Origin of the sequence: Enterocloster aldenensis (genome assembly GCF_003434055.1) — a bacterium.
GTDB classification, from domain to species: domain Bacteria; phylum Bacillota; class Clostridia; order Lachnospirales; family Lachnospiraceae; genus Enterocloster; species Enterocloster aldenensis.
This window is the reverse complement of record NZ_QVEX01000002.1, coordinates 166,151-188,674: the sequence shown is the minus strand read 5'-3', so window position 1 is coordinate 188,674 and position 22,524 is coordinate 166,151. Positions and strand designations below refer to the sequence as shown.

Below are 22,524 nucleotides of genomic sequence, written 5' to 3'. Positions count from 1 at the left end.
GAAGTGAACAAAATCAAAATGGAACGGATATTACAGGAGGAAGCAGCGCAACGGAAGATGCCATGTGCAGGGAGTGAGAGCCATTCGATTTGAGTGGCTCTTTTTAACGAGTAAAAAAGCAGGTTATTTTATGATTTATGTTTTTGGTCTATGACTAAACTCGTTTTAATTTAGTCTTAAAAATAAAAATTATAAGCACATATTTGAGAAAATATCTCGAATAGTGTTTGTAAAAAAGGAAAAAGCGGTATAATAAGGATATAAACATTGGAGGTGGATATCATGCTATGTCAATTTACTGTTAAAAATTTCAAAAGTATTAGGGATGAAATGACTTTTGATATGCAGGCCACTGCTATATCAGAACACGAAGATAGAGTAATCAAAGACAAGGATGGGGAATTGTATTTGCCGGTATCTGCCATTTATGGCCCTAATGGTGGCGGAAAATCAAATGTGCTGGAAGCACTTCATATATTGGCAGCAAAAGTATTACGCCCATTATACGCAACAGATGATAATAGCTATCATCCTTTTCAAATGAAGAAAATTTTGATTGAACCTTTCGCGTTTGGCGAAGAAGAGAAAGAAGCGCCTACGGAATTTGAACTTTTCTTTCGTACTAAAACTGCGGAGTATAGATACGTCTTAACGGTCAAAAAGGATATCGTGCTTTACGAGAGGATGGATCGTGTGAAGTTAGATACTGGAAGGCAATCGGCGCTTTTTGAACGATCAGACGAAGGTATTGAGTTGAAAGGTGTTTTTGCAAAGTTGAAAATTAGTGATGAACTTTCTGAGACACTGACATTGCTTTCTTACTTAGGAATCACATACAGAAAAAATGAAGTGATAAAGGATATACTGAATTGGTTTGAATATGGTATTGACTTTTTGAATTATGGAAATTCGATTCAGGAATTACGGATGGCAATAGCAAATTCTGATGATGTGAAGTCACTTGTTTTGGACATGATTCAGGAAATGGATTTGGATATTGTAAATTTCCGTGTAGAAGAAATGGAAAATGAACGGATTGAGGTTTATACCAAACATATTGTGGATGGTTATGAATCCGAGCTGAATTTGTCCGATGAGTCCAGCGGTACAAAAAAATTATTTGGATTGCTGCCATTTATTGCAGATAGTTTGGCTTCCGGCACTACATTGGTAATTGATGAATTAGATGCAAAAATCCATCCGGCTTTACTGCGTCACATTATTATGATGTTCAATGATATGGAAATTAATCGGCATGGGGCACAGTTGATATTTACATCCCATGACCTCTCTACCATGAACAGCGAAGTATTCCGAAGAGATGAAATCTGGTTTGTCGCAAAAGGAAACAGGCAGAATTCAAAGCTGTATTCTCTGGTAGAGTTCAAAAACGATAAAGGAGAATCTGTCCGCAAAGATGCAAAATTTGATAAACAGTATCTGGAAGGCAAGTATGGGGCTGACCCGTACCTCAGAAAAATCATAGATTGGGGGAAGGTCAATGCCTAAGAAAGCTGGAATGGAGGCGTGGAAGAAAAAGCGTCGGCAGGAACATTTGGAGAAAAAAGAATTCCGGTACTATATCTTCTGCGAAGGTTAGCAGACCGAGCCATTATATTTTGAGGGATTTAAGCGATGTATTGAAGACAATCCAATTTATAGAGATATGGTGCTTATTGAAATAGAGCCATGTCAGGCGGAAACGATGCGTGTAATTGGAATGGCTGAGAAGTATGTGAAGAAGAACAAAATCGAGAAAGGGCAGATTTGGTGTGTATACGAGAAAGACAGCTTTCCGGCAAAAGATTTTAATGGTGTAGTGCAGAGAGCGGAACGATTGAATCAGGAAAATCCGGATGTGCAGTACCATGCTGCATGGAGCAATGAGTGTATTGAGTTCTGGTTTCTTCTGCATTTTGCGTATTACACAGCAAATAATCACCGGACAGAGTATATTGCGTTCCTGAATGATAAGTTCAGAGAATTGGGGATAGGAAAATATCAGAAGAACATGAAAGATATTTTCAATATTCTGATGGAAAAAGGGAATCCGAAATTGGCAATTCGATATGCGAAACGTATCATGAAAGATGGACAAGGCAAAATGCCGGCAGATATTGCACCAGGAACGAAGGTGTATGGGTTGGTAGAGGAACTGGTGAAGTATTTGCCGGAAGAAAACAAGAAAAAATTTTAGGAGAAGGTAAAATGAATATGTCTTATGCCAAAATGGATATTAGGAAAACACTCACGACAGGAGTGGCACCTCCCAGACTTAGTAAAACCGGTTCGCCGGAATACATAGGAAAGGTCGCTGGATGTCCGGTGGACATCCGTTTAGCGAGGACCGAAGCGGAGCGAAGACGGTAGCGCCTATGACAGCATACGAGATTATTTCAATCTTTATAGGTATATTAGCATTGCTGATGTCCTTTGGAAGCTTGATTGCCCACCCTGTCTGATCCACAGGGTGAGCGGTGTCCGTAAGGGCATAACATAACCTTTTGGGAGCATCCACTTTTGAAGTGGGTGTTTTCTTTTTACATCTCTATTATAATCAATCCATTCCACAATTTCAAATGATTCTTAGAAATTCCCTCTCAAAATCCCACGCCGGTGAGAGCGGTTCGTCTGTTTTTTATCCCATATCCATCAAAAACGCCCTCATTTCCAGCCGCCGGCACCCAGATCAGCCTTCACTAAATTATCAGTTGGCTTGCAATATTTCTACCTTAAATCAGATAATAAGCGCTTTACCAAAATGTGTCTGATTCTGGCAGATCCCGCCAGGGAGCACCGCTGCGGGCAATCCAGACCATGTAATTTAACATCGTACGGTTATCCTTGGCCTTATATGCCCGGTGAATTAATAAGACTGCCGTCAGATTGTCTTATACATCCAGTACCTGTCCTATCCGCGCAATCCCTTCCTCAATCCTGTCCTCCGGCATATTGGAGAAATTAATCCTCAGGGTGTTCGGTTTATTCCTGTTGGGATAGAAGGAATTGCCGGGCACGAATGCAACGTTGTATTCAAGACACTTTTCAAGCAGCGCAACCGTATCAACGGCATCATTTAATTCTATCCAAAGAAAAAGCCCGCCTTCCGGTTTCGTGTATTTTATATCGGATGGGAAATAGCGGTTTACGGCGTCAAGGGCCACATCCCGGCGCTTTCTGTAGACCTCGCGTATTTTCCTGATATGCGCGTCAATATCATATTGTTCCAGATAGGCGGAAATGACCATCTGGGCAATGGTACTGCACTGCAGGTCCACACCCTGTTTGACAAGGACATACTTGCGTATGACCTCCGCTTCCCCGGCAATCCAGCCGATGCGCAAGCCCGGACAGAGGATTTTTGAAAATGTCCCGGTGCATATGATATTGCCGGTACAATCAAAGGATTTTATGGATGGCAGGAAGCTGCCTTCATAACGGAGTTCCCCATAAGGATTGTCCTCGATTACCGCAACATTGTATGCGGCTGAAAGTTCTGCCAGCTTCTGCCTGCGCTTAAGGCTCCATGTCCTTCCCGTTGGATTCTGGAAATTAGGGATTACATAAACCAGCTTTGCATCCGGTTCAGTCTTTAATGCATGTTCCAGTTCAGACATGATCATGCCCTCCCCATCCGTGGCAACCTCCATAAACCTGCATCCATATGCCTTGAAGGCGCTGATTGCAGCCAGATAGGTGGGGCTTTCGCACAGTACCACATCCCCCTCGTCCAAAAATAATTTTCCTGAAAGGTCAAGGGCCTGCTGGGAGCCATTGGTTATCATGATATCATCCACATCAAATGAAGTGCCTAACTGGGTGTTCATGCGCTGTGCGATCCATTTCCTTAAGGGCCGGTAGCCTTCCGTGGTGGAATACTGCAGGGCCTGGCAGCCATGGTGGTCCAGGACATGATCATTTGCCTGTTTGATTTCTTCTATGGGAAACAGTTCCGGGGCAGGAAGGCCTCCGGCAAAGGAGATGACCTCCGGCTTTTCTGTCAGCTTTAACAGTTCCCGTATTTCGGATGCTTTCATATCCGCCATTCTTCTTGCGTAGTTATATTTCATGATGGTTCTCCTTATGGAATTGGATTTATTAAAGGATAGGATTGATTTCGCCGGCAGTCACTGCCTCTTCCTCCTTTTGGGCGGCAATGAACGGGCGGATGGCGCTGCACAGGATTTCTATCCCGCCTGCAATCCGGTCCTTTGGAGGATAGGTGTAGTTGAGCCTGATATGGCCATCTCCCTTTTGAGGGGACAGATAGGTGGGCACACCGGGCAGCACGGCAACGCCTTCTGCTGCTGCTTTTGCAGTAAGTTCAGACGCAGGGACTCCTTCAGGAAGCCTGCACCACAGATAATAACCGCCTTCGGGCCGGTTCCAGGATAATCCGGGAGGCGCGTATCGGTTCAGGGCTTCTATCATAATATCGCGCCGCTCCCGGTATTCCCTGCGGATAAAGGCGAGATGATGCTCCATGTCCCGGCTGCCCATGAAACGTTCCACAATCTGCTGGGAAATGCAGCTGGAATGCAGGTCGGTCAGCTGGCGTATGCCGGACAGCCGGGATATCAGTTTCCTGCTGGCGCACATCCATCCCAGCCTCAGGCCAGGGGATATTGTCTTGGAGCAGGTGCTGAGATAAATCACATGTCCGTCCTGGTCCATTGATTTTAAGGGGGACATGGGCTGGGCCTCATAGTACAGTTCGCTGTAGGGGTCGTCCTCCAATATGGGGATGCCGTACCGGCCGGCCAGTTCCAGCAGGCGGATACGCCGGTCCATGCTCATTGAAACGCCGCATGGATTGTGGAAGACCGGCATGGTGTAGATCAGCTTGGGCTGATAACGGGCCAGCAGCTGTTCCAGTATTTCCACATTCATCCCGTCCCCGTCCATGGGTACGGCCATGATTTTCGCCCCGGCCAGACGGAAAGCCTGTATGGCAGGAAAGAAGGAGGGTTCTTCGATTATCACCACATCCCCGGGATTGATGAAAGCCCTTGTAATAAGGTCAATGCCCTGCTGCGAACCGGATAGTACCATGATTTCCGATGGCTGGCAGAAACAGGAGCGCTTCTGCATATAGGAACATATCACTTTGCGCAGGGAGTAAAAGCCTGTCACGGGCGAGACCAGCAGCCGTTCGCGGCCGGTTATCAGCTGGTCCTCAATCCCTTCAAAGGCCTGGGCCGGGATGGTGTCAACCGAGGCAATCCCGGCCGCAAAGGATATGACATCCTTCTGGTTGGCTATCTCCAGATATTTATTTACATCAAAATTATCATGATGCTTCAGATAATCGCTGAACAGATACTCCCACATGGGTTCCCTGGGATAGGGACGCCTGTCCGGCCTGCCGCTGTCCGGCCTGCCGCTGTCCGGTCTGCTGCTGCCCGGCCGGACGGCAGTGGTCCCCCTTCCCACGTGGGAATCCATCAGGCCGTCGGCCTTTAATTCCTTGTAGGCGTTCAGTATGGTGGTCCGGTTGACACCAAGGGCGTCCGCCAGCTGGCGCTCTGAGGGAAACCTGAATCCCTCGGGGATTTCACCGGAGACAATCTGCGCCTGGATCTGTTCCGCTATCTGCCTGTATAAGGGGATTTTTTTTGATTTATCAATATGGATGTTCATGCCTGCCTCCGATTGGTTGGGTATGATGGGATTGTAAACGGAAAATGTCTATATATCAACATCCAATTTGGATTGATTTTATACAACCAATTATCCGGGGGGACTCTGGGAGGGGATGGCTTTATGGAATTTATCATAAAAATCAAAGTCTATCTTCCCCCACGCCTTTTTAATGATTCCCGGCACATCCCTTTTGTCTTTATCCGGTTTTTTGTAATTAGGATATGCCAGTATGAAATGAAACGGTTTCGGCGGATGGAGGGGGAGTATGAAAAAGTGCTGTTCTGCATGGGAAGGAATCATGGAGGAAGGCAGGAAGGTGGCGCCCCGTCCCTCTTCAAGGAAATTCCTGGCCATGATATGGTCGTCCACTTCATATATACGGTTCAGGGATATATGGTGTTTTGCAAGGATTTCATTTTCAATGCCGCGGGTATAGGAGCCGTTTTTCAAAAGGATGAAGGGCAGGGGACCGCAGTCCTCTATGGTTGGGGGGCCGGTCAGCTGCCTGCGCAGATATGCCTTGGGGACGATGAGCAGCAGCTGGTCCTGGCCCAGGATATCTTCTGAAAGCAGGGTATGGTTTAAGGGCTGTGAGCAGAGCAGCGCAAAGTCGGCCAGGTCGTTAAGAAGATAGGCAGCGCTAACCATGGAAGCTGCCCGCATCAGCTCAAAATCAGCGCCCGGAAGCAATGCGTTCAGTTCCGGGATGATGACGGAAGCTGTTTTTTCATAAAGCATGGGAGCCACTGCAAGCCGGATGGAATGGTGCTTTTGGGGAATGATATTAAGCCTGTCCATGGTGGCTTCCCGTATCTCAAGGATTTTCCTGGCTCCGTTCAGATAAATCTGCCCGGCCTCGGTTGGGACCATCCTGTGGTTTTCGCTTCTGAACAACGGATGGCCCAGCTGGGCTTCTTCGTTTTTTAGGCACTGGCTGACGGCGGAGGGTGAGATGAAGTATGCCTTCGCAACCCCGGTCATGGTGCCGGTCCGTTCCAGTGCCAAAAGGTATTCAAATCTGGTTGTATTCATAGGCGTCTATCCTTAATTTCCTTTGTTCAAGATAATAATCGGCATACTGGTGCATGTAATAGGGGGAGCCCCAGTTGTTCATCACAAGGTGGATCAGGTATTCCTCTGCCTCTGAAAGGGGATAACCGCTCCTCAGGCCGATTCCCTGGTATACGATGATACGCGGTGAAAGGGAATACACACAGATGCCGTCGTCCGGATTATAATAGGAATCCGGAATCATGGCCGCCCCCACGCCGTTGAGCACCATTTCGTAGAGAAGGGGCACCACGTTGGAGCGGAATATGATATTGGGCTCCAGTCCTGCATTCCGGTAAATTGAGAGGACCATGTTGCCGTAAGAGGTTTCGGGGGCGCTTCCAAGGATGGGGGTGTCGCCCAGATCTGCCAGGTCCATGACCGGATAGGGACGGCCTGGCAGACATTTTGTGTAATCGTAGGAAAGAGGATGGCCCTTGGGAAGCATGAGCAGCAGTTCCTCGTCCATGAATTTAAGGTATTCAAGGCCCGGCAGGCTGGTTTCCATGGCGCCCAGCAGGGACATGGTAATCTCGCCCTCTGACAGCATTTTTTTCAGCACCGGGTTTTTATCGCTTACAAACTGCAGGTCGATATCCGGATACTGACATCGGAAATCCGGAAATATTTTGGCAAAAGCCTGGGCGCCCCGTATGGGGCTTCCGCCCAGGATGATGCTTTGCTTTGCCTTCTGGGACAGGGCGTCCAGCTTCCTTCTTATATCAAGGGCGGCTTCCAGGCATTCCCTGCAGCCTTCCAGGTAAATCTGCCCGGCTTCCGTGAAAATCAGGCCTTGCCTGGAGCGTATGACCAATGACAAGCCAAGTTCCTGTTCCAGGTCCCGGAGCCATTTGGAAAGGGCTGGCTGTGACAGGTTAAGGCGCCTGGCCGCCTTGGTGAGGGAACCTTCTCCGGCCAGTGCCGCCATATATTTCTGGTCCTTCAAGTCCATGGCAAACCTCCATAACTTTTACTTAAAATTAACATGAATTTAATATGGTTGTCAATAAGAAATATTTAATCTATACTGAAAACATAAGATTTATAAGGATGACACAACCGCATCTAATGGCCGGCATAGGATGGAATACAGGTTTGGGTTATCGGAAGTATGAATATAATAAATGAATTTTACTTAATCGATAAGAAAGTATGAGGGGTACATTTATGCAGATGTATATTGTGTTAGGTTTGCTGGTTTTTATGATTGCCATGTTTTTTACACACAAGGTTCCTTATGGCGTGACCACCATGACCTGCTGTGTGATGCTTGCTTTAACAGGTGTGTTTGATATTTCAACGGCGTTTTCAGGCCTGGCCAACAAGACAACGATCCTGATAGCCTGTATGTTTACGGTTGCCTATGCCTTTGGCAAGACAAGCCTTATTAATAAGGTCAGGAACAGCATGGAGAGGATTAAGGGAAAGAGCGGGCTTGGGTTTATCGTCTTTTTATTCCTGGTAACCATTGTACTGTCACAGCTTATGGGAAGGACGGCTATTGTCTCCATTGTTGCCCTGTTCCTGGTTTCCCTTGATGATAAGGATGAAATCTGTGCCTCCCGTATGATTTTCGCTGCATTTGCCGTCATGGCCGCATGGAGCCTTAAATTCCCGGTGGGGCTGGGGGCAACCATGTCCCCCACCGCCAATGCATATTATGAGGGGATTATAAGTAATCCGGCCCTGATGCTTCTGCCCGGGGATTTTATTAAAGTTTCCTTTATACCGGCAACCGCCCTTACCATCTATGCTTTATTTGCATGGAAATCCATTCCAAGGCATGCGGTCAATACCTCTGATGTAAAGGAAGTCAAGGAGACCGCTGCCATATCAAGGCGTGACGAGATAATTATTAATATCGTATTTATCGGCGTTCTTTTAGGATTCATTTTCGGGGCCAAAATTGGCAGCCTGATGTATGTGATCCCGGCTGCGGGCGTATTGGTGCTGCTTTACACAAAGACCCTGACCGCCAAGGAAACAGTGGATTCCCTGACCGGCGACATGGTGTGGATGATTGCAGGCGTCCTGGTCATGTCGGATGCCATCGGCAGGTCCGGTGTGGGTGATATGATTGGAAATGGCCTCCTTGTGCTTCTTGGGGACAAGCCCTCCGGCATTTTCGTGCTTTTTGTATTTGCAGTCACCGCCATTGTGATGACCACCTTTATGTCTAACACGGGAACCGCTGCTGTCCTTACTCCCATTGCGGCATCCCTGTCCATGGTTGCGGGTATGGACCCAAGGGGAATTGTCCTGATCATCAATATTGCATCCATCATGGCCATTGCCTTTCCCAGCGGTTCCGCGGAGTGCGCCCTGGCCTTTGCCATTGGACAGCATGAACCGGGAAAACTTCTTAAGTTTACCCTGCCCTATCTGCTGATAGCGGTTGTGACACTTGTTATTTCAGCCAGCATCTTCTTCCCGGTGTATCCGGCGTAGGATCAGGATGTGTTTAGCTTGTCAGGCAATTTATGTAATATGGAAAGGTGAGGTATTAGCTATGAAATCATATTTACAGGAACCGGTGGCCCAAGCGCTGCCGGACGCTTCCCTGGTGACAATAGACAGAAAGAATTATTACAGACAGTTCCTTCATGGGTATTACCAGTTTGACTGCGCTGTCAGCGGGGCAGTGACCCGTTCCGCGAAATTTTACATACCCGAGGGTTCCGTCTACAACCAGCCCACTGTCTTTATCGGTATACCGGGAGGAAGGAATCCCTGGGACTTCATGGTGGAAAGCGGATGGAAGGAGCTTTCGGATTATTACGGGCTTTATCTGGTGCTGATGGAAGCAGGGGACGGGGGAGTCTGGAGGAATGACCAGGCTGACATGGATTATCTCAACGCCCTGAACAATGACCTTGCGGTACGGCCTTTATTCTGTTCCTTCCAGGCCAATTTCTATGCGGCTGCCTATGGGGACGCGGCGGATGCGGTGGGCGCCCAGAGCAGGAGGATGCCCAGGGCCTATGCTGCGGTGGCTTTGCTTGGAACCAGCGGGATGACAGCGGAAGAGGCAGAGGTTTTGAGGACAACGCAGTCCCGTGTGGAAGGCGTCTGTTACAGCCAGGTGCAGTGTCCTGTGTGGCTTTTATTCGCAGGAAAGGATGAAGCGGCAGAGCGGGAGATTGGCTATTACAGGTATGCGAATCACAGCAGGGATTCCGGTATTGTATCCGGGGCCGGTTCCAGTGCAGTGTCCGGCGCCTCATCCAATCCTGCATCCGATGGTATGGATGGGATGAGGATTACCTGGGTCCCGCAGGAAGGCGGCACCGTGGATGAACATTGGTGTGCCAATGTGGTGGCGGATTTCGGACCATGGGAAAAGAGCGTGGACCGGAACTACAGCGAGGCGGTCCTGACAGAACTGTTTGACGGAATCTACCGCTATCCGGGTAATAACAATGGCGCCCTGAGGCGGGCAGGCAATATATATGAAAGAGGATTTAAAAAGTTTTCAGCCGATGTGTGGGGCGGATACTATGGGGACAGACGCGATACCTACCGGAGGGAATGGTATGCATACGTTCCGGAGTCCGCGCCAAAGGACGGAACGATACCGGCTGTGTTTGTGTTCCACGGCGCCGGAGGAAGCGGGGATGAGATTGCGGACCGTATAGGCTGGAGCCATGCGGCTGATAAATATGGCTTCATGATAATCATGCCCACTGCGTCCGAACCCAATGAAGTGCGTTCCATCAGCGGTATCCGAACCAATAACATTTTCAGGGCCATGTGGAACACTGGCGGGCCGCAGCCGGAACGTCCGGAGGATATGAGGTTCTTAGACTTCCTGTACCAGTGGCTGACAGAACATTATCCGGTTGATAAGAGCCGTATCTACGCCAGCGGACAGTCCTCCGGCGGCATGATGAGCTGGGCCTGCGCCGCTTACCGCCCGGACTATTTTGCGGCAGCGGCTCCATTTTCTGCAAGACATATCGATATAGAGGCAGTGGAACATGGGAGCAGGGAGAGGCCGCCGGTGGAAGGCTCCATGATTCCCATAATAGCCAACCTGGGCTGCTGCGACGCTGCCTTTAAAGGCGGGTTTACACAGGCACAGGAATTGGTGGACTACTGGTGCGTACGGTATGGCCTGACTAAGAGGTGGGCGGATTACACCTATATGGACGGGGGGAAGAACTGCAGCTTTAAAGACGGACTCGTGGCCCATTATGTGTTTGAGACAGGGGATGGGGTTCCTATGCTGCATCTGACGGAAACCGATACCAAGGCCCATGCAACCTGGCCAAGTGAATGTGAGTCTGTATGGAATGGTTATTTTACAAAGTTTTCCAAAGATCCGGTGACCAAAGACCTGTATTATGAGGGCAGGATTTGCAGACGCACATGAGTACTCTAACAAAAAATTAGAGATATAAAAGATTAATCAATTTTACTTATTGTTTAGGATGATATATGATAAAGGCAGTCAAGCGGGAACATCCGCTTTAATCAGCCAGATTCTAAATAGCAGCAGGAGGAAACGCCATGAGCCAGCCATTGTACATAAAAATCAAAGACCAGGATAATGTTGCCATTGCCGTGAAGGACATCAAAGCAGGGACGGAAGTAATGGATGGGGTCATTGCCCACCAGGACATCCCCCAGGCCCACAAGATTGCCCTGTGCGATATTGAAAAGGGCAGGGAAATCATCCGCTACGGGGTGGTCCTTGGATACGCCGTGGACGGGATAAAAAAGGGGGACTGGATTAACGAACACATGCTGGAGCTTCCCACGCCGCCGGATGTGGATGATATGGAATTTGCCACGGATCTGGTCACGGATCTGCCACAGCCGCCTGTCATGACCTGGGAAGGTTACCCCAATCCATGGGGAGGCCCGGCAGGCACCAGGAACATCCTGGGCATCAGCACCACGGTCCAGTGCGTGACCGGTGTTCTGAATGTGGCGGTGGAGAGGATGAGGAAGGAACTTCTTCCAAAGTATCCCAATGTGGATGACATTGTCCCCCTGAACCATGCGTATGGATGCGGTGTGGCAATCAATGCGCCGGAAGCAAAGGTGCCCATACGGGCCCTCAGGAACCTGGCAAAGCATCCCAATTTTGGCGGACAGCTGATGGTGGTGGGCCTTGGCTGCGAGAAATTCACCGTGGAAATGCTCCTGGACAAGGCGGATATATGCCCTGAGAATGTCATCATCCTCCAGGAGATAAAAGGCTTTCATGCAATGGTTGAGGCGCTGATGGAAATGGCGGAAAAGAAGCTGGCAATTTTGAACCGGCGCAGGCGTGTGACACTCCCCCTCTCAGACCTGCTGATCGGTATGCAGTGCGGGGGCAGCGATGCATTTTCAGGTGTCACGGCCAATCCGTCTGCGGGCTATGCGGCGGACATGCTGGTAAAGGGCGGCGCAACGGTCCTGTTTTCAGAGGTCACGGAAGTCCGGGACGGCGTATACCTGCTTGGACACCGGTGCGTTAATGAGGAAGTGGGAAAGAAACTGGCGGCAGAGATGAAATGGTATGATGATTACCTGGATGCGGGCCAGGTTGACCGGAGCGCCAATCCCACTCCGGGCAATAAAAAGGGCGGGTTAGCCAATATTGTGGAAAAAGCAATGGGTTCCATTGCAAAATCAGGAACCTCCCCCATCGTGGAAGTGCTCTCACCTGCTGAAAAACCTTCGAAAAAGGGGCTTATATACGCGGCGACCCCGGCAAGCGATATTGTCTGCGGGCCCTGCCAGCTGGCTTCGGGAATCGGGCTACAGGTATTCATGACAGGAAGGGGAACCCCCTATGGACTGGCCGTTGCCCCTGTGATAAAGGTCTGCTCACGGAATGAGATGAAGGAACAGTGGCAGGATCTGATTGATATCAACGCTGGCCCGGTCGCAACCGGGGAGGCGACCATTCCTGAGATAGGGACACGGCTGTTCATGGAAATCATAGATGTGGCAAGCGGACGCAGGCAAAGCTTCGCGGAACAGTACAGACTCCATAATGACCTGTGTATTTTCAACCCTGCCCCAATCACCTGATGGAAAAAGTAGCATCTGGAATTTCAGTCATGGATTCCAGAGCTCCTTTGTTAATTCAATAAAATACCTGGCGGCCTGGGTCAGGTAGCTGCCTTTCCGGTAGGATGCCGCCACCTCCCAGACAGGCCTGGAGGGAAGCCGGAAACAGGTGATGCCATCCGGGTCATCCTGTACATAATAGGCCGGCAGCAGCCCGCAGCAGAGGTTGGACTGTATCATGGTGAGGATCGTGCCGTTGTTGGAGGTCTCAAACAGCACCGTGGGTTCAAAGCCGGCCTGGGCAAATATCCCGTCCACCAGGGAACGGATGGTGGATTCCTTATACATGAGCACAAACGGTTCGTTCCGGACCGCTGAAATATCAAGAATGGCATGACCGGTTTCCGGGGCAAGGCTGCTTAAGGGATGTCTGCCAGGAACCGCCAGGTAGATTTCTTCCATTGCAATGGGAATATATGCATCCCCTGTCTTGTGGTCCTCACTGAGCGTCATGAAGCCGATATCCAGTTCCCCGCGGCTGATCAAGGCCTGCTGTTTATGGACACTCAGTTCATTGGGGGTCACGGCCACATCAGGGAACTTTTGGTGGAATCTTGGGTAAACCGCAGAGAACATATGGATTCCACGCCCAGGCGTGAAGCCGATGGACAGGCGTCCCCTCTGGTCGGAGACCATGTCGCCAATGATGCGGTAGGTGTCCTGCTTTAGCTGCAGCATCTTCCTTGCGTTTTCCAGATAGACCATGCCTGCCTCGGTTGGACGCCAGTCGGTACGGGAACGTACGAAAAGACGGGTCCCAAGTTCCTTTTCCAGGCGCAGGAGCTGCTGGTTCAGCGCGGGCTGTGTAAGGAACAGTTTTTCAGCTGCATGGGTGATATTGCCTTCCTCGGCTATTTTTAAAATGTATTCAATCTGCTTGGTGTCCATGGTAAACCACACTTTCGTACTGCATCCCTGTCATTGCTTTATGGATATGCATGTCATTTTACTTGATTATACAGTGTTGCATCGTATTTTTCAACGGCATGGGGACGGAAAAAGCTGGTTTCCCGGATGCATTAAGAAGCAGGAACTGCAGTGCAGGACCATCCAGCAGGCCATAGACCAGTTTTTTGCGCTGGTATAGGGAACGCAAAAGGACACAGCACAACCGGCATATGCTGCTTGTGCTGCCCCCTTTTTTTATCTGATCCGGGCAGATCATAAAACCTTATTTAAGCCCCATCTCTTCCCGCACTTCCTTAAAACATCCCACAATAAAATCTATATCTTCCCTGGTATGGCTTGCGCACACCTGGGTGCGGATCCTGGCTTTGCCCTTTGGTACCACGGGGAAGGAGAATGCAACCACATAGACCCCCTTTGCCATCATCCTCCTGGCAAATTCCCCTGCCAGTTTCTCATCGTAAAGCATGACCGGCACGCATGGATGGGTTCCTGGAATGATATCGAATCCATTGTCGGTCAGCTGCTTCCTGTAATAAGCAGTGGTCTCCTCCAGGTGGTCCCGCAGCTGGGTGCTCTCCTCCAGCATGTCAAACAGTTCCAGGCTGGCGCCCACGATGGCAGGGGCCAGGGTGTTGGAGAACAGGTAGGGACGGCTTCTTTGGCGGAGCAGGTCAATGATCTCCCTGCGGCCGGACGTATATCCGCCGGAAGCGCCGCCAAGGGCCTTGCCCAGGGTGCCTGTAATGATGTCCACCCGGCCCTCCACGCCGTTATATTCCGCAGTGCCCCGGCCGTGTTTACCCACAAAGCCTACTGCGTGGCTGTCGTCCACCATGACTAGGGCGTTGTATTGGTCGGCCAGGTCGCATACGCCCTTCAGGTTACAGATGATGCCGTCCATGGAGAACACGCCGTCGGTTGCTATCAGCTTAACCCTTGCTCCGGCCGCGTCCGCTTCTTTCAGCCGCTCTTCAAGGTCAGCCATGTCATTGTTTTTGTAGCGGTAGCGTCTGGCCTTGCACAGGCGTACCCCGTCTATGATGGAAGCGTGGTTTAACTCGTCGCTGATCACAGCATCTTCCTGGCCCAGGATTGTCTCAAACAGGCCTCCGTTGGCATCAAAACAGGAAGAATAGAGGATGGTGTCATCGGTTCCAAGGAAATGGGATATCCGTTCCTCCAGCTGTTTGTGTATGTCCTGGGTTCCGCAGATAAAGCGGACCGAAGCCATGCCGTAACCTCTTTCATCGTATGTCCTCTTGGCTGCGTCAATCAGTCTCTGGCTGTCGCCCAGGCCAAGATAGTTGTTGGCGCACATGTTGATGACCTCCCGGCCATCCTCCAGTTTTACCCGTGCGCCCTGGGCAGAGGCAATGGGGGCTTCCCCCTTAAATAGTCCGGCTTCCCTGATTTCCTCTACTTCTTTTGCATAAATACTTAATATATCATTTTTGCGGGCCATCTCTACATCTCCTTTTCAATATGGTTATTCATTTATGTGGGACCAGTTAAGGACTACTTTGCCGGACTGTCCGGAAATCATGGCTTCAAATCCCTTTTCATAGTCCCGGATATCAAAACGGTGTGTGATGATCTGGGAGATATCAAGCCCTGCCTCTATCATGGTGGTCATCTTGTACCAGGTATCCCAGACCTTCCTGCCGTAAATGCCCCGTATATTCAGGCCGTTGAAAATCACGGTTTCCAGATTGACAATGGTTTCCCGTCCCTGAAGCCCGAGAAGGGCAATGTTGCCGCCGTGTTTCATGTTGAGAATCATGTCAGAGAGGGCTGCCGGGCTGCCGGACATTTCCAGTCCCACGTCAAAGCCTTCGGTCATTCCGATGGATTTCATTACATCCCTCAGCTTTTCCTGCTTCAGGTTCACGGTCCTGGTGGCCCCCAGCTTCCTGGCCAGGTCCAGGCGGTATTCATTCATATCCGTAACCACCACATGGCGGGCGCCGCTGAACTTTGCAATGGCCGCAGCCATGATGCCGATCGGTCCTGCGCCTGCAATGAGCACATCCTCGCCCAGCACGTCGTAGGAACGCACCGTATGGGTGGCATTGCCGAAGGGATCAAATATTGCATACAGCTCCTCCGGTATATTGGGGCGGCAGCTCCATACATTGGAGGAGGGGATTACCAGATATTCCGCGAAAGCGCCGTTCCGGTTCACGCCCACACCCTTGGCGTCCCTGCAGTTTTCCTTATGTCCCTCCAGGCAGTTCCTGCACCTGCCGCAGGTGATATGGCCTTCCCCGGATACCAGGTCCCCTACGGTGTGTCCGTCCACCCCGGAACCGACCTCCACAATCTCCCCCACATATTCGTGTCCGGCCGTAAGGCCTATGGGAATTGTGTGCTGCGCCCACTCATTCCATTGATAGATATGTACGTCTGTACCGCAGATGGCTGTTTTGTGAATTTTAATCTTCACATCATTTGGTCCTACTTCCGGAACCGGGACACGCTCCATCCAGAGCCCGGCTTCCGGCTTTTTCTTTGTTAAAGCCCACATGGTATGATCCTGCATGATATAACCCCCTTGCTACATATGCGAGTGTGAAAAACAGCTCATTTCCAAGTATCTTATACATCCATTATAAGTGCAGACAGCTGAAATATCAAGAAAAATATCCGTATCAGGCGGACATTTTTTGACAAAATGTATTTGTGATATGAACACGAACAGATGTCTTCTGTTGGGATACATTGCCCTTGATTCCGGGCCGCTTTTTTGTATTTACAGATAGGGGCAGGTTTCGGAAAACAAATTTTATTTATTATTTGTGATGATTGAATAACTTATAATTATGGTGTATGATAAAAATCAGGATGTTCTTGTGATGCATAGGAGGAAAAGTCTTGGCCAGAGAGGATGTAAAAAAGCAGATTGCCATAGCGGTTGCCCTGTTTTCAATTGTCAGTGTCATTCTGGTGCTGATAGGCGGCGTCAGCTATTTCAGTATAAAAGGCACCCAGGAAAAAGAAGCGCAGAAGTATATGAAGGAGATTGTATCCCAGTATAAGAATATCATTAGGGCCCAGATTGACGGGGATATCCAGACCCTGGACGCGGTTGCTGCCATAACAGGTCAGGACGGCGCCGTGGACCTGGATACGGTGCTGTCTTATCTGGAGGAAGAATGCAGCCACAATGACTTTATCCATATGGGTTTTGTCTATCCTGACCGCAAGGGATATTTTATCGATACGGACGGCAACCGGCACGATGGGGTGGATATCAGCGATGAAGACTTCATATCCAGGACCCTGTCAGGCAGGTCCGCTGTTTCCGGAATCATGAAAGACAAGATGTCAGATAATACCGTGGTTTGTTACGGGGTTCCGGTCATTCATGACGGGAATGTCATGGGCGCGGTCACGGCTACCCGGACCACATCCAATCTCTCGGAAATCATCAGCCAGGATATTTTTGACGGCATAGCCTATGTACATATCATTGACCGGGAAGGGAATTTCGTCCTGCGTTCCGGCCATGCGGTCATCAATAAACAGATGGACAACATCTTTGAAGACGGGGATATCACGGATGAAGTCCGCTCATCCATATTGGCCGACATTGGAACGGGAGGGGATTCGTTTGCTGTTTTCCATTATCAGGGCAATGCCTACTGGGTAACCTTCATTCCGGTGGGGGTGAATGGATGGCAGATATTCTGCCTGGTGCCCCAGACATTCCTGAATCATAATTTTGATACCGTATTTCTTGTGTTTGCCTGTGTGATGGCCTGCATTTTCCTTTTATTCGCTGTCCTGTTCCTGTATATTTACACCTTATTAAAAAGGGAGCATGAATCCCTCAGGCTCTTTGCATATAAGGACAGCCTGACAGGAGCCGACAACCGGAACCGTTTTGTGTCGGAACTGCCCGGCCTGTTAAAGGAGACAGCGGACCGCGCCGTTGTATTGATGAATATAAGCGGGTTTAAGTTTGTGAATGAATTTTTCGGTTTTGAGAAAGGGAATCTTTTCCTGCTGCATATTGCACGGGTCCTGCGCGGCAGCATCAGGGAGGGGGAACGCTATTACAGGGACAATGCCGACCGTTTCGGGATGCTGGTTTATTACCAGGACAGGGAAGAACTGACGGACCGGATTAAGAAAATACAGAAGGACATAAACGAATATACCGTAAGCCCGAATCAGGACTACCGTTTCAACTGCAATTTCGGGGTCTATCTCATACAGGCGCCGGGCCCGGACAGACAGGCCCCCCTATCGCCTGATACCGTGATTAACGGCGCCCTGCTGGCCCTTAACAGCGTCAATGGCAATACTGCCAACCCCATTGCATTTTATGATGAGGAAATGCATGAGAAGGCGCGCAGGAAGATTGAGATTGCCAGTCAGATGCAGGCTGCGCTGGCCAATGGGGAATTCCATATGTATCTCCAGCCCAAATATTTTCTGGAGGATGGGTCCCTTCACAGTGCGGAGGCCCTTGTCCGCTGGTGTTCGGACGGGGAAATCATACATTATCCGGATGAGTTCATCCCCATATTCGAAGAGAACGGATTCATCACTGAACTGGATATGTATATGCTGGAGGAGGCCTGCCGCCGGGTTTCCCATTGGACGGAACTGGGATACAAGGTGCGGCCCATATCCGTGAACCAGTCCAGGATATTTTTCTATGATGAAGAGTTCCTTGATAAGTTCCGCCAGATAGTGGACCGGTACAGCATTGACCCGGACATGATTATCCTTGAGGTGACGGAAAGCGTGGCCATGAGCAATCTGGCACGGGTCAAGATGGTAATCAGTAAACTCCATAATATGGGATTTTCCATATCCATGGACGATTTCGGCAGCGGTTATTCTTCCCTGAATACCTTAAAGGACCTGGACATTGCGGAACTGAAGCTGGATAAGGAGTTTTTGTCGGAACAGTCCACCTCTCCACGGGGCCAGGTGGTGATTGAAAGCATCATCCATCTTGCCAAGGCGCTTTCAATCACAACGGTTGCTGAGGGGATTGAAAATGAAGTCCAGCTGAGGTTCCTGCAATCGGTCAGCTGTGACATAGGGCAGGGATACTATTTTGCAAAACCCATGCCGGCAGATGAATTCGAAGAAAGAATCCTTGGGCATGTTTGAAAATTGCTTTCCGCCAGCTGTGCGTCCCACAAAGTGGGGCGTGCTTTGCCCTAAGGGGTACCTATGGTGGATTCCTTAGGGCAGCTGGCGGGAATGAATTTTCGAACAGACCCTAAGCCGTACGGAATAGGGGAGGGACGTAATAATATTTTATCAATTGTTCAGAAAGAAATCATTTTTTCTTAAATATAAATTTCCAACTGTCTGCTATACTGTAGAAAACAAAAGAAACGGACTGGGCAATGGATGAAATTCTGGGCATATTTTTTGATTCCCGTATATACGGTTTTATTTACAAGAGGATACAACTGGTTCACCACCAATTTTTCTGTGATTGGCAACTTTTTTGACAAAAAGCGGTCTTTTTTCCTGTGGGGCGTGCTGGTGGGCAGCTTTTTCTATATAATCCACAGAAAGGTCAAATCCAGGCTTACCCTGAATCCTGTCTGTGGGAGGATGGTCCCGGCGGCCCTGGCACTGCTGTTCTTTGCCATCACGACGCCGTATCTTCCTGAGGAACTTCCGCTAAAATCAGTGTTACATATCATATTTGCATTCTTATCCGCATTACTGGTGCTTTTATTCCTGCTGTTGGTCATATGGTCCCAGTATCAGATATATCCTCATGTTTACCGGAGGTACCTATATGGCTGGCTGGCCATTGTGGGCGGGTCCGTGCTGCTTCTGGCGGCAGCCGGGATCATAAGCAGCGCACTGGAGATATATGTGACACTGACATCGGCGGCCATGGCTGAGCGGCTGACCTGCAGGATTGCCAGGCAGGCGGCCCTGAAAGGGCGGGAAACCTCCTGCGTGGGTTATGCCAAGCTGGAATCGTAATGATGAGCCAGTACTGCATTGCGTAGGCAACTGGTGCTGTATTACAGTTATTTACGCAATGCAGTACCAGCTCTTTTTATGTGGGGAAATACCTGCCACAATTGTGTTTTACGGAGTAAAGACTTATAATAATGGACATTGAGAGGAAAAGAACATGAAAAACAGCGTAAGAAAATGCACGGCAGCCCTATGCCTTATGACCCTTTGCGCGGCCTTGACCGCCTGCGGTCCTGGCGGCAAGGCAAAGGAAACAGAGGAGTCAGGGACCGGACGGACCGAGGAAGGCAGTGAAATCTGGATAGACGGGAAGCCGGGGAACGGGGAAGAAGACAGCAAGGGGCAGATAGGAACGAATGACAGCAGTCCCCAGAATGGGACAGGGAACAGCGAAGTACAGGGTAGTGGGGCGGATGGCGTCCCGGGTCAGGACAGCGGGGCGCGGGCCGGGCTGATAAAGGACCAGACATTCCAGGTCAGCCTGATTCCGCTGGGAGATGTGACCTTTGCTTCCTACGGACCTGATCCAGCCAAAAATCCTTTGGGGGATGTGGTGTTCAGGCTGGAGAAGGACGGGCAGGTCATCGATACCCTGGAGGGAGTATACGGGGACAATATCCGTTCCAATGAGATATTCAATCAGGTGGAAGCCGTATCATTTCCAGACTATAACAGCGACGGTTACAGCGATATCATCAGCATCTGCATCTATTCGCCGGCATCCGGCCCTGAGGCGGGGACGGGTTACTCAGAGGCAAGGATATACCGCGGCAGCGCAGACGGTTCCTTTGTCCTTGAGAAGGATCTTTCCGATGCGGCAAACTCGGCGGTTGCAGAAAAGACGGTTAAGTCAATCCTGGGATTTTTAGGCGTGGGAAGAGGGAACACCGTCAGTAAGGGGCCTGAATGGAAACAGGCCTACATAGATTATATCATGCAGCTGGACGGGGAACAGTGGCAGGGATACAATCTGATATATATTGACAATGATGATATCCCGGAACTGGTGAAAATCGGGAACAGCCAGGCGGTTGGCTGCAGCATTGCCAGCTACGCGGAAGGGAAAGTCCAGGAATCCCAGCTGAGCCGGCTTGGATTTTCCTATATTGAAAGGGAAAACCTGCTGTGCAATTCGGACGGCAATATGGACCACTATTATGATGTGGTATACCGTCTGGAAAATGGACGCCTGGTTCAGGCCGCAGCCGGATATTATGGGGCGGAAGATAACTCGGCGGTGCGGTATGATGAGAACCAGGAGCCGGTTTACCAGTACCAATGGAACGGCGCGGTGATGGCCAGGGAGGAATACAACAAGGCCCTGAATGCAGTCTATGATACATCCAGGGCCAAGGGCGGATATACGTGGAACCAGTGGCTTTCCAGGGAAGAAGTGATACAGGCCATATCGGCAGCGGGGGTGTGACGGTAACCTCCGCAATCACTGCGGAACAACGGCTTTGCGTTTGCCTTGGCGGCCGGTAAGTCCGCTGCCTGCCGCATCCACTGACTTGCGGTACACAATGACAGCTATGACAGCTGTGATGAATTCCGTTATCCAGAACGCATTCCAGACCCCCACAGGCCCCATGGCCCGGCATAAGAAGGCCGCTGCCGGGATAATGATGAACAGGTACCGGAACAGCGAGATGATGAGGGACCGGGTTCCCTTCCCAAGCCCCTCCAATGCGCCCGAGGATGTGACCGAAACAGCGGATACAATAAAACCGGCGCTGATGATGCGCAGGGCTGTCTGTCCTGCCAGGATTGTTTCCGGGTTATCCGTGAACAGTCCAATCAGCTGCCCGGCCGATGTCAGGCATGCCACGGTTCCCAAAAGCATTATGATACCGCTCATACACAGTGTCATATTGTATATTTTCTTAACCCTTCCGTGTTCCCCAGCGCCAAAATTATAACCGATAAGGGGGCGCATTCCCTGGACAATCCCATTGGCAGGGAGATAAAGGAACGTCTGTAATTTATAATAAATCCCTAAAATGACAACATAACTTTGTGAATACATGGACAGGATTGCATTGAGGAATGAAATTAAAAGCGAGGGAAGGGCCAGGTTCAGCATGGCAGGTATCCCGATGGCATAAAGCTGGATATCCACTGATTTGTTAAAAGCCAGATACTTTCGGCTGAAATGCACGGGAATGGGGTGTACCACGTACATGATCAGGTAAATCCCTAATGTGATGACCTGGCCGATGCCGGTGGCAATGGCCGCGCCTGAGATCCCCATTTCAGGGAAAAAACCAATTCCGAAAATCAGCAGCGGGTCTAAGATGATATTGGAGATACACCCGCACAGCATACTTATCATGGCAATCTTCATCCTGCCCACGGACTGGAAAATCTTTTCAAAGGAAAGCCCGACCATGATGATTGGTGAAAACAGGAAGGCAATGGCGGAGTAACGCACCCCCAGGGCAATGACGGTATCATCCGATGTAAACAGCCGCAGGAATGCAGGCATTACAGGAATACACACGGCCATTATGAGGATTCCGTGTATGGCTGAGAAGAGCAGCCCCTGGGTGGCTGTGAGGCTGGCTTTGCTTTTATTACCGGCTCCCAGGCTGAATGCAATCAATGCATTGATCCCAATGCCGTATCCGATGGACACGGCGTTAATGAAATTCTGAACCGGAAAAACAAGGGACAATGCGGTCATTGCTTTTTCGCTGATCTGCGCAACAAAAAAGCTGTCAACAATATTATACAGGGAACCCACCAGCATGGATATGACCATGGGAAATGCCATGGATGTCAATAGGGGCAGGATTGGCTTTTCTTTCATAAATGTATCGTTCATTCTGCTATTACCTCCATCAATTATTCAGCGGTATCATTTCCGGATATGGGAAACAAAAAGCCACACAA

The 22,524-nt window shown here is 49.8% G+C and carries 16 protein-coding genes and 1 pseudogene; 9 read left to right on the top strand and 8 right to left on the bottom strand.

Annotated elements, in window-relative coordinates; translation table 11 throughout:
- The first annotated feature begins 273 nt into the window (after window positions 1-273).
- Both DWX59_RS07215 and DWX59_RS07210 read left to right on the top strand, forming a co-directional pair.
- The gene (locus DWX59_RS07215) at window positions 274-1,509 is read left to right on the top strand and encodes an AAA family ATPase (RefSeq protein ID WP_235844972.1); all 1,236 of its coding nucleotides are present in this window, start codon (window positions 274-276) and stop codon (window positions 1,507-1,509) included.
- A 103-nt stretch (window positions 1,510-1,612) separates the two neighbouring features.
- A pseudogene (locus DWX59_RS07210) lies at window positions 1,613-2,197 on the top strand (RloB family protein); the annotation flags it as partial.
- Between the two features lie 694 nt (window positions 2,198-2,891).
- Here the strand turns inward: DWX59_RS07210 and DWX59_RS07200 are convergent.
- From DWX59_RS07200 to DWX59_RS07185, 4 genes are all read right to left on the bottom strand, one after another.
- Entirely contained in the window at window positions 2,892-4,070 is a 1,179-nt protein-coding gene (locus tag DWX59_RS07200; protein WP_117557592.1) for an aminotransferase-like domain-containing protein, read from the bottom strand.
- 28 nt (window positions 4,071-4,098) lie between these two features.
- The gene (gene pdxR, locus DWX59_RS07195) at window positions 4,099-5,640 is read right to left on the bottom strand and encodes a MocR-like pyridoxine biosynthesis transcription factor PdxR (protein WP_117557590.1); all 1,542 of its coding nucleotides are present in this window, start codon (window positions 5,638-5,640) and stop codon (window positions 4,099-4,101) included.
- Between the two features lie 90 nt (window positions 5,641-5,730).
- Window positions 5,731-6,675, bottom strand: a complete 945-nt coding sequence (locus DWX59_RS07190; protein WP_117557588.1) for a LysR family transcriptional regulator — start codon at window positions 6,673-6,675, stop codon at window positions 5,731-5,733.
- Window positions 6,656-7,645 carry a LysR family transcriptional regulator gene (locus tag DWX59_RS07185; protein WP_117557585.1) on the bottom strand — a complete coding sequence of 330 codons (990 nt, stop codon included), beginning with the start codon at window positions 7,643-7,645 and terminating at the stop codon, window positions 6,656-6,658. The genes DWX59_RS07190 and DWX59_RS07185 overlap by 20 nt, the downstream gene beginning before the upstream one ends.
- Before the next feature lie 215 nt (window positions 7,646-7,860).
- Between DWX59_RS07185 and DWX59_RS07180 the strand changes: the two genes are divergently transcribed.
- From DWX59_RS07180 to garD, 3 genes are all read left to right on the top strand, one after another.
- Window positions 7,861-9,141, top strand: a complete 1,281-nt coding sequence (locus DWX59_RS07180) for an SLC13 family permease (protein WP_227116568.1) — start codon at window positions 7,861-7,863, stop codon at window positions 9,139-9,141.
- Between the two features lie 61 nt (window positions 9,142-9,202).
- Window positions 9,203-11,065: a CE1 family esterase gene (locus tag DWX59_RS07175; protein ID WP_117557581.1), complete on the top strand. Its 1,863-nt coding sequence runs from the start codon at window positions 9,203-9,205 to the stop codon at window positions 11,063-11,065.
- Window positions 11,066-11,202: 137 nt separating this feature from the next.
- Window positions 11,203-12,720, top strand: a complete 1,518-nt coding sequence (gene garD, locus DWX59_RS07170; RefSeq protein ID WP_117557579.1) for a galactarate dehydratase — start codon at window positions 11,203-11,205, stop codon at window positions 12,718-12,720.
- A gap of 27 nt (window positions 12,721-12,747) precedes the next feature.
- Here the strand turns inward: garD and DWX59_RS07165 are convergent, their stop codons facing one another.
- On the bottom strand, window positions 12,748-13,647 hold the full coding sequence (locus DWX59_RS07165; protein ID WP_117558000.1) for a LysR family transcriptional regulator: 900 nt from the start codon (window positions 13,645-13,647) through the stop codon (window positions 12,748-12,750).
- Window positions 13,648-13,720: 73 nt separating this feature from the next.
- On the opposite strand from DWX59_RS07165, the gene DWX59_RS29590 reads away from it, so the two are divergent.
- A complete protein-coding gene (locus DWX59_RS29590) occupies window positions 13,721-13,846 on the top strand; it encodes a hypothetical protein (protein WP_268878101.1) in 126 nt (41 codons plus the stop codon).
- A gap of 84 nt (window positions 13,847-13,930) precedes the next feature.
- Here DWX59_RS29590 and DWX59_RS07155 read toward each other — a convergent pair whose 3' ends face one another.
- Both DWX59_RS07155 and tdh read right to left on the bottom strand, forming a co-directional pair.
- Window positions 13,931-15,130 (bottom strand): glycine C-acetyltransferase, encoded by a 1,200-nt coding sequence (locus DWX59_RS07155; RefSeq protein ID WP_117557575.1) that lies wholly within the window; start codon window positions 15,128-15,130, stop codon window positions 13,931-13,933.
- Window positions 15,131-15,154: 24 nt separating this feature from the next.
- Window positions 15,155-16,207: an L-threonine 3-dehydrogenase gene (gene tdh / locus DWX59_RS07150; RefSeq protein ID WP_117557573.1), complete on the bottom strand. Its 1,053-nt coding sequence runs from the start codon at window positions 16,205-16,207 to the stop codon at window positions 15,155-15,157.
- A 332-nt stretch (window positions 16,208-16,539) separates the two neighbouring features.
- On the opposite strand from tdh, the gene DWX59_RS07145 reads away from it, so the two are divergent.
- The 3 genes from DWX59_RS07145 (at window position 16,540) to DWX59_RS07135 (ending at window position 21,058) form a co-directional block, all read left to right on the top strand.
- Window positions 16,540-18,795 carry a bifunctional diguanylate cyclase/phosphodiesterase gene (locus tag DWX59_RS07145; protein ID WP_117557571.1) on the top strand — a complete coding sequence of 752 codons (2,256 nt, stop codon included), beginning with the start codon at window positions 16,540-16,542 and terminating at the stop codon, window positions 18,793-18,795.
- Window positions 18,796-19,062: 267 nt separating this feature from the next.
- Entirely contained in the window at window positions 19,063-19,635 is a 573-nt protein-coding gene (locus tag DWX59_RS07140; RefSeq protein ID WP_235844947.1) for a hypothetical protein, read from the top strand.
- 154 nt (window positions 19,636-19,789) lie between these two features.
- Window positions 19,790-21,058, top strand: a complete 1,269-nt coding sequence (locus DWX59_RS07135; protein ID WP_117557567.1) for a hypothetical protein — start codon at window positions 19,790-19,792, stop codon at window positions 21,056-21,058.
- Between the two features lie 15 nt (window positions 21,059-21,073).
- On the opposite strand, the gene DWX59_RS07130 is transcribed toward DWX59_RS07135, so the two are convergent.
- A complete protein-coding gene (locus tag DWX59_RS07130; RefSeq protein ID WP_117557564.1) occupies window positions 21,074-22,456 on the bottom strand; it encodes an MATE family efflux transporter in 1,383 nt (460 codons plus the stop codon).
- Window positions 22,457-22,524: the final 68 nt, after the last annotated feature.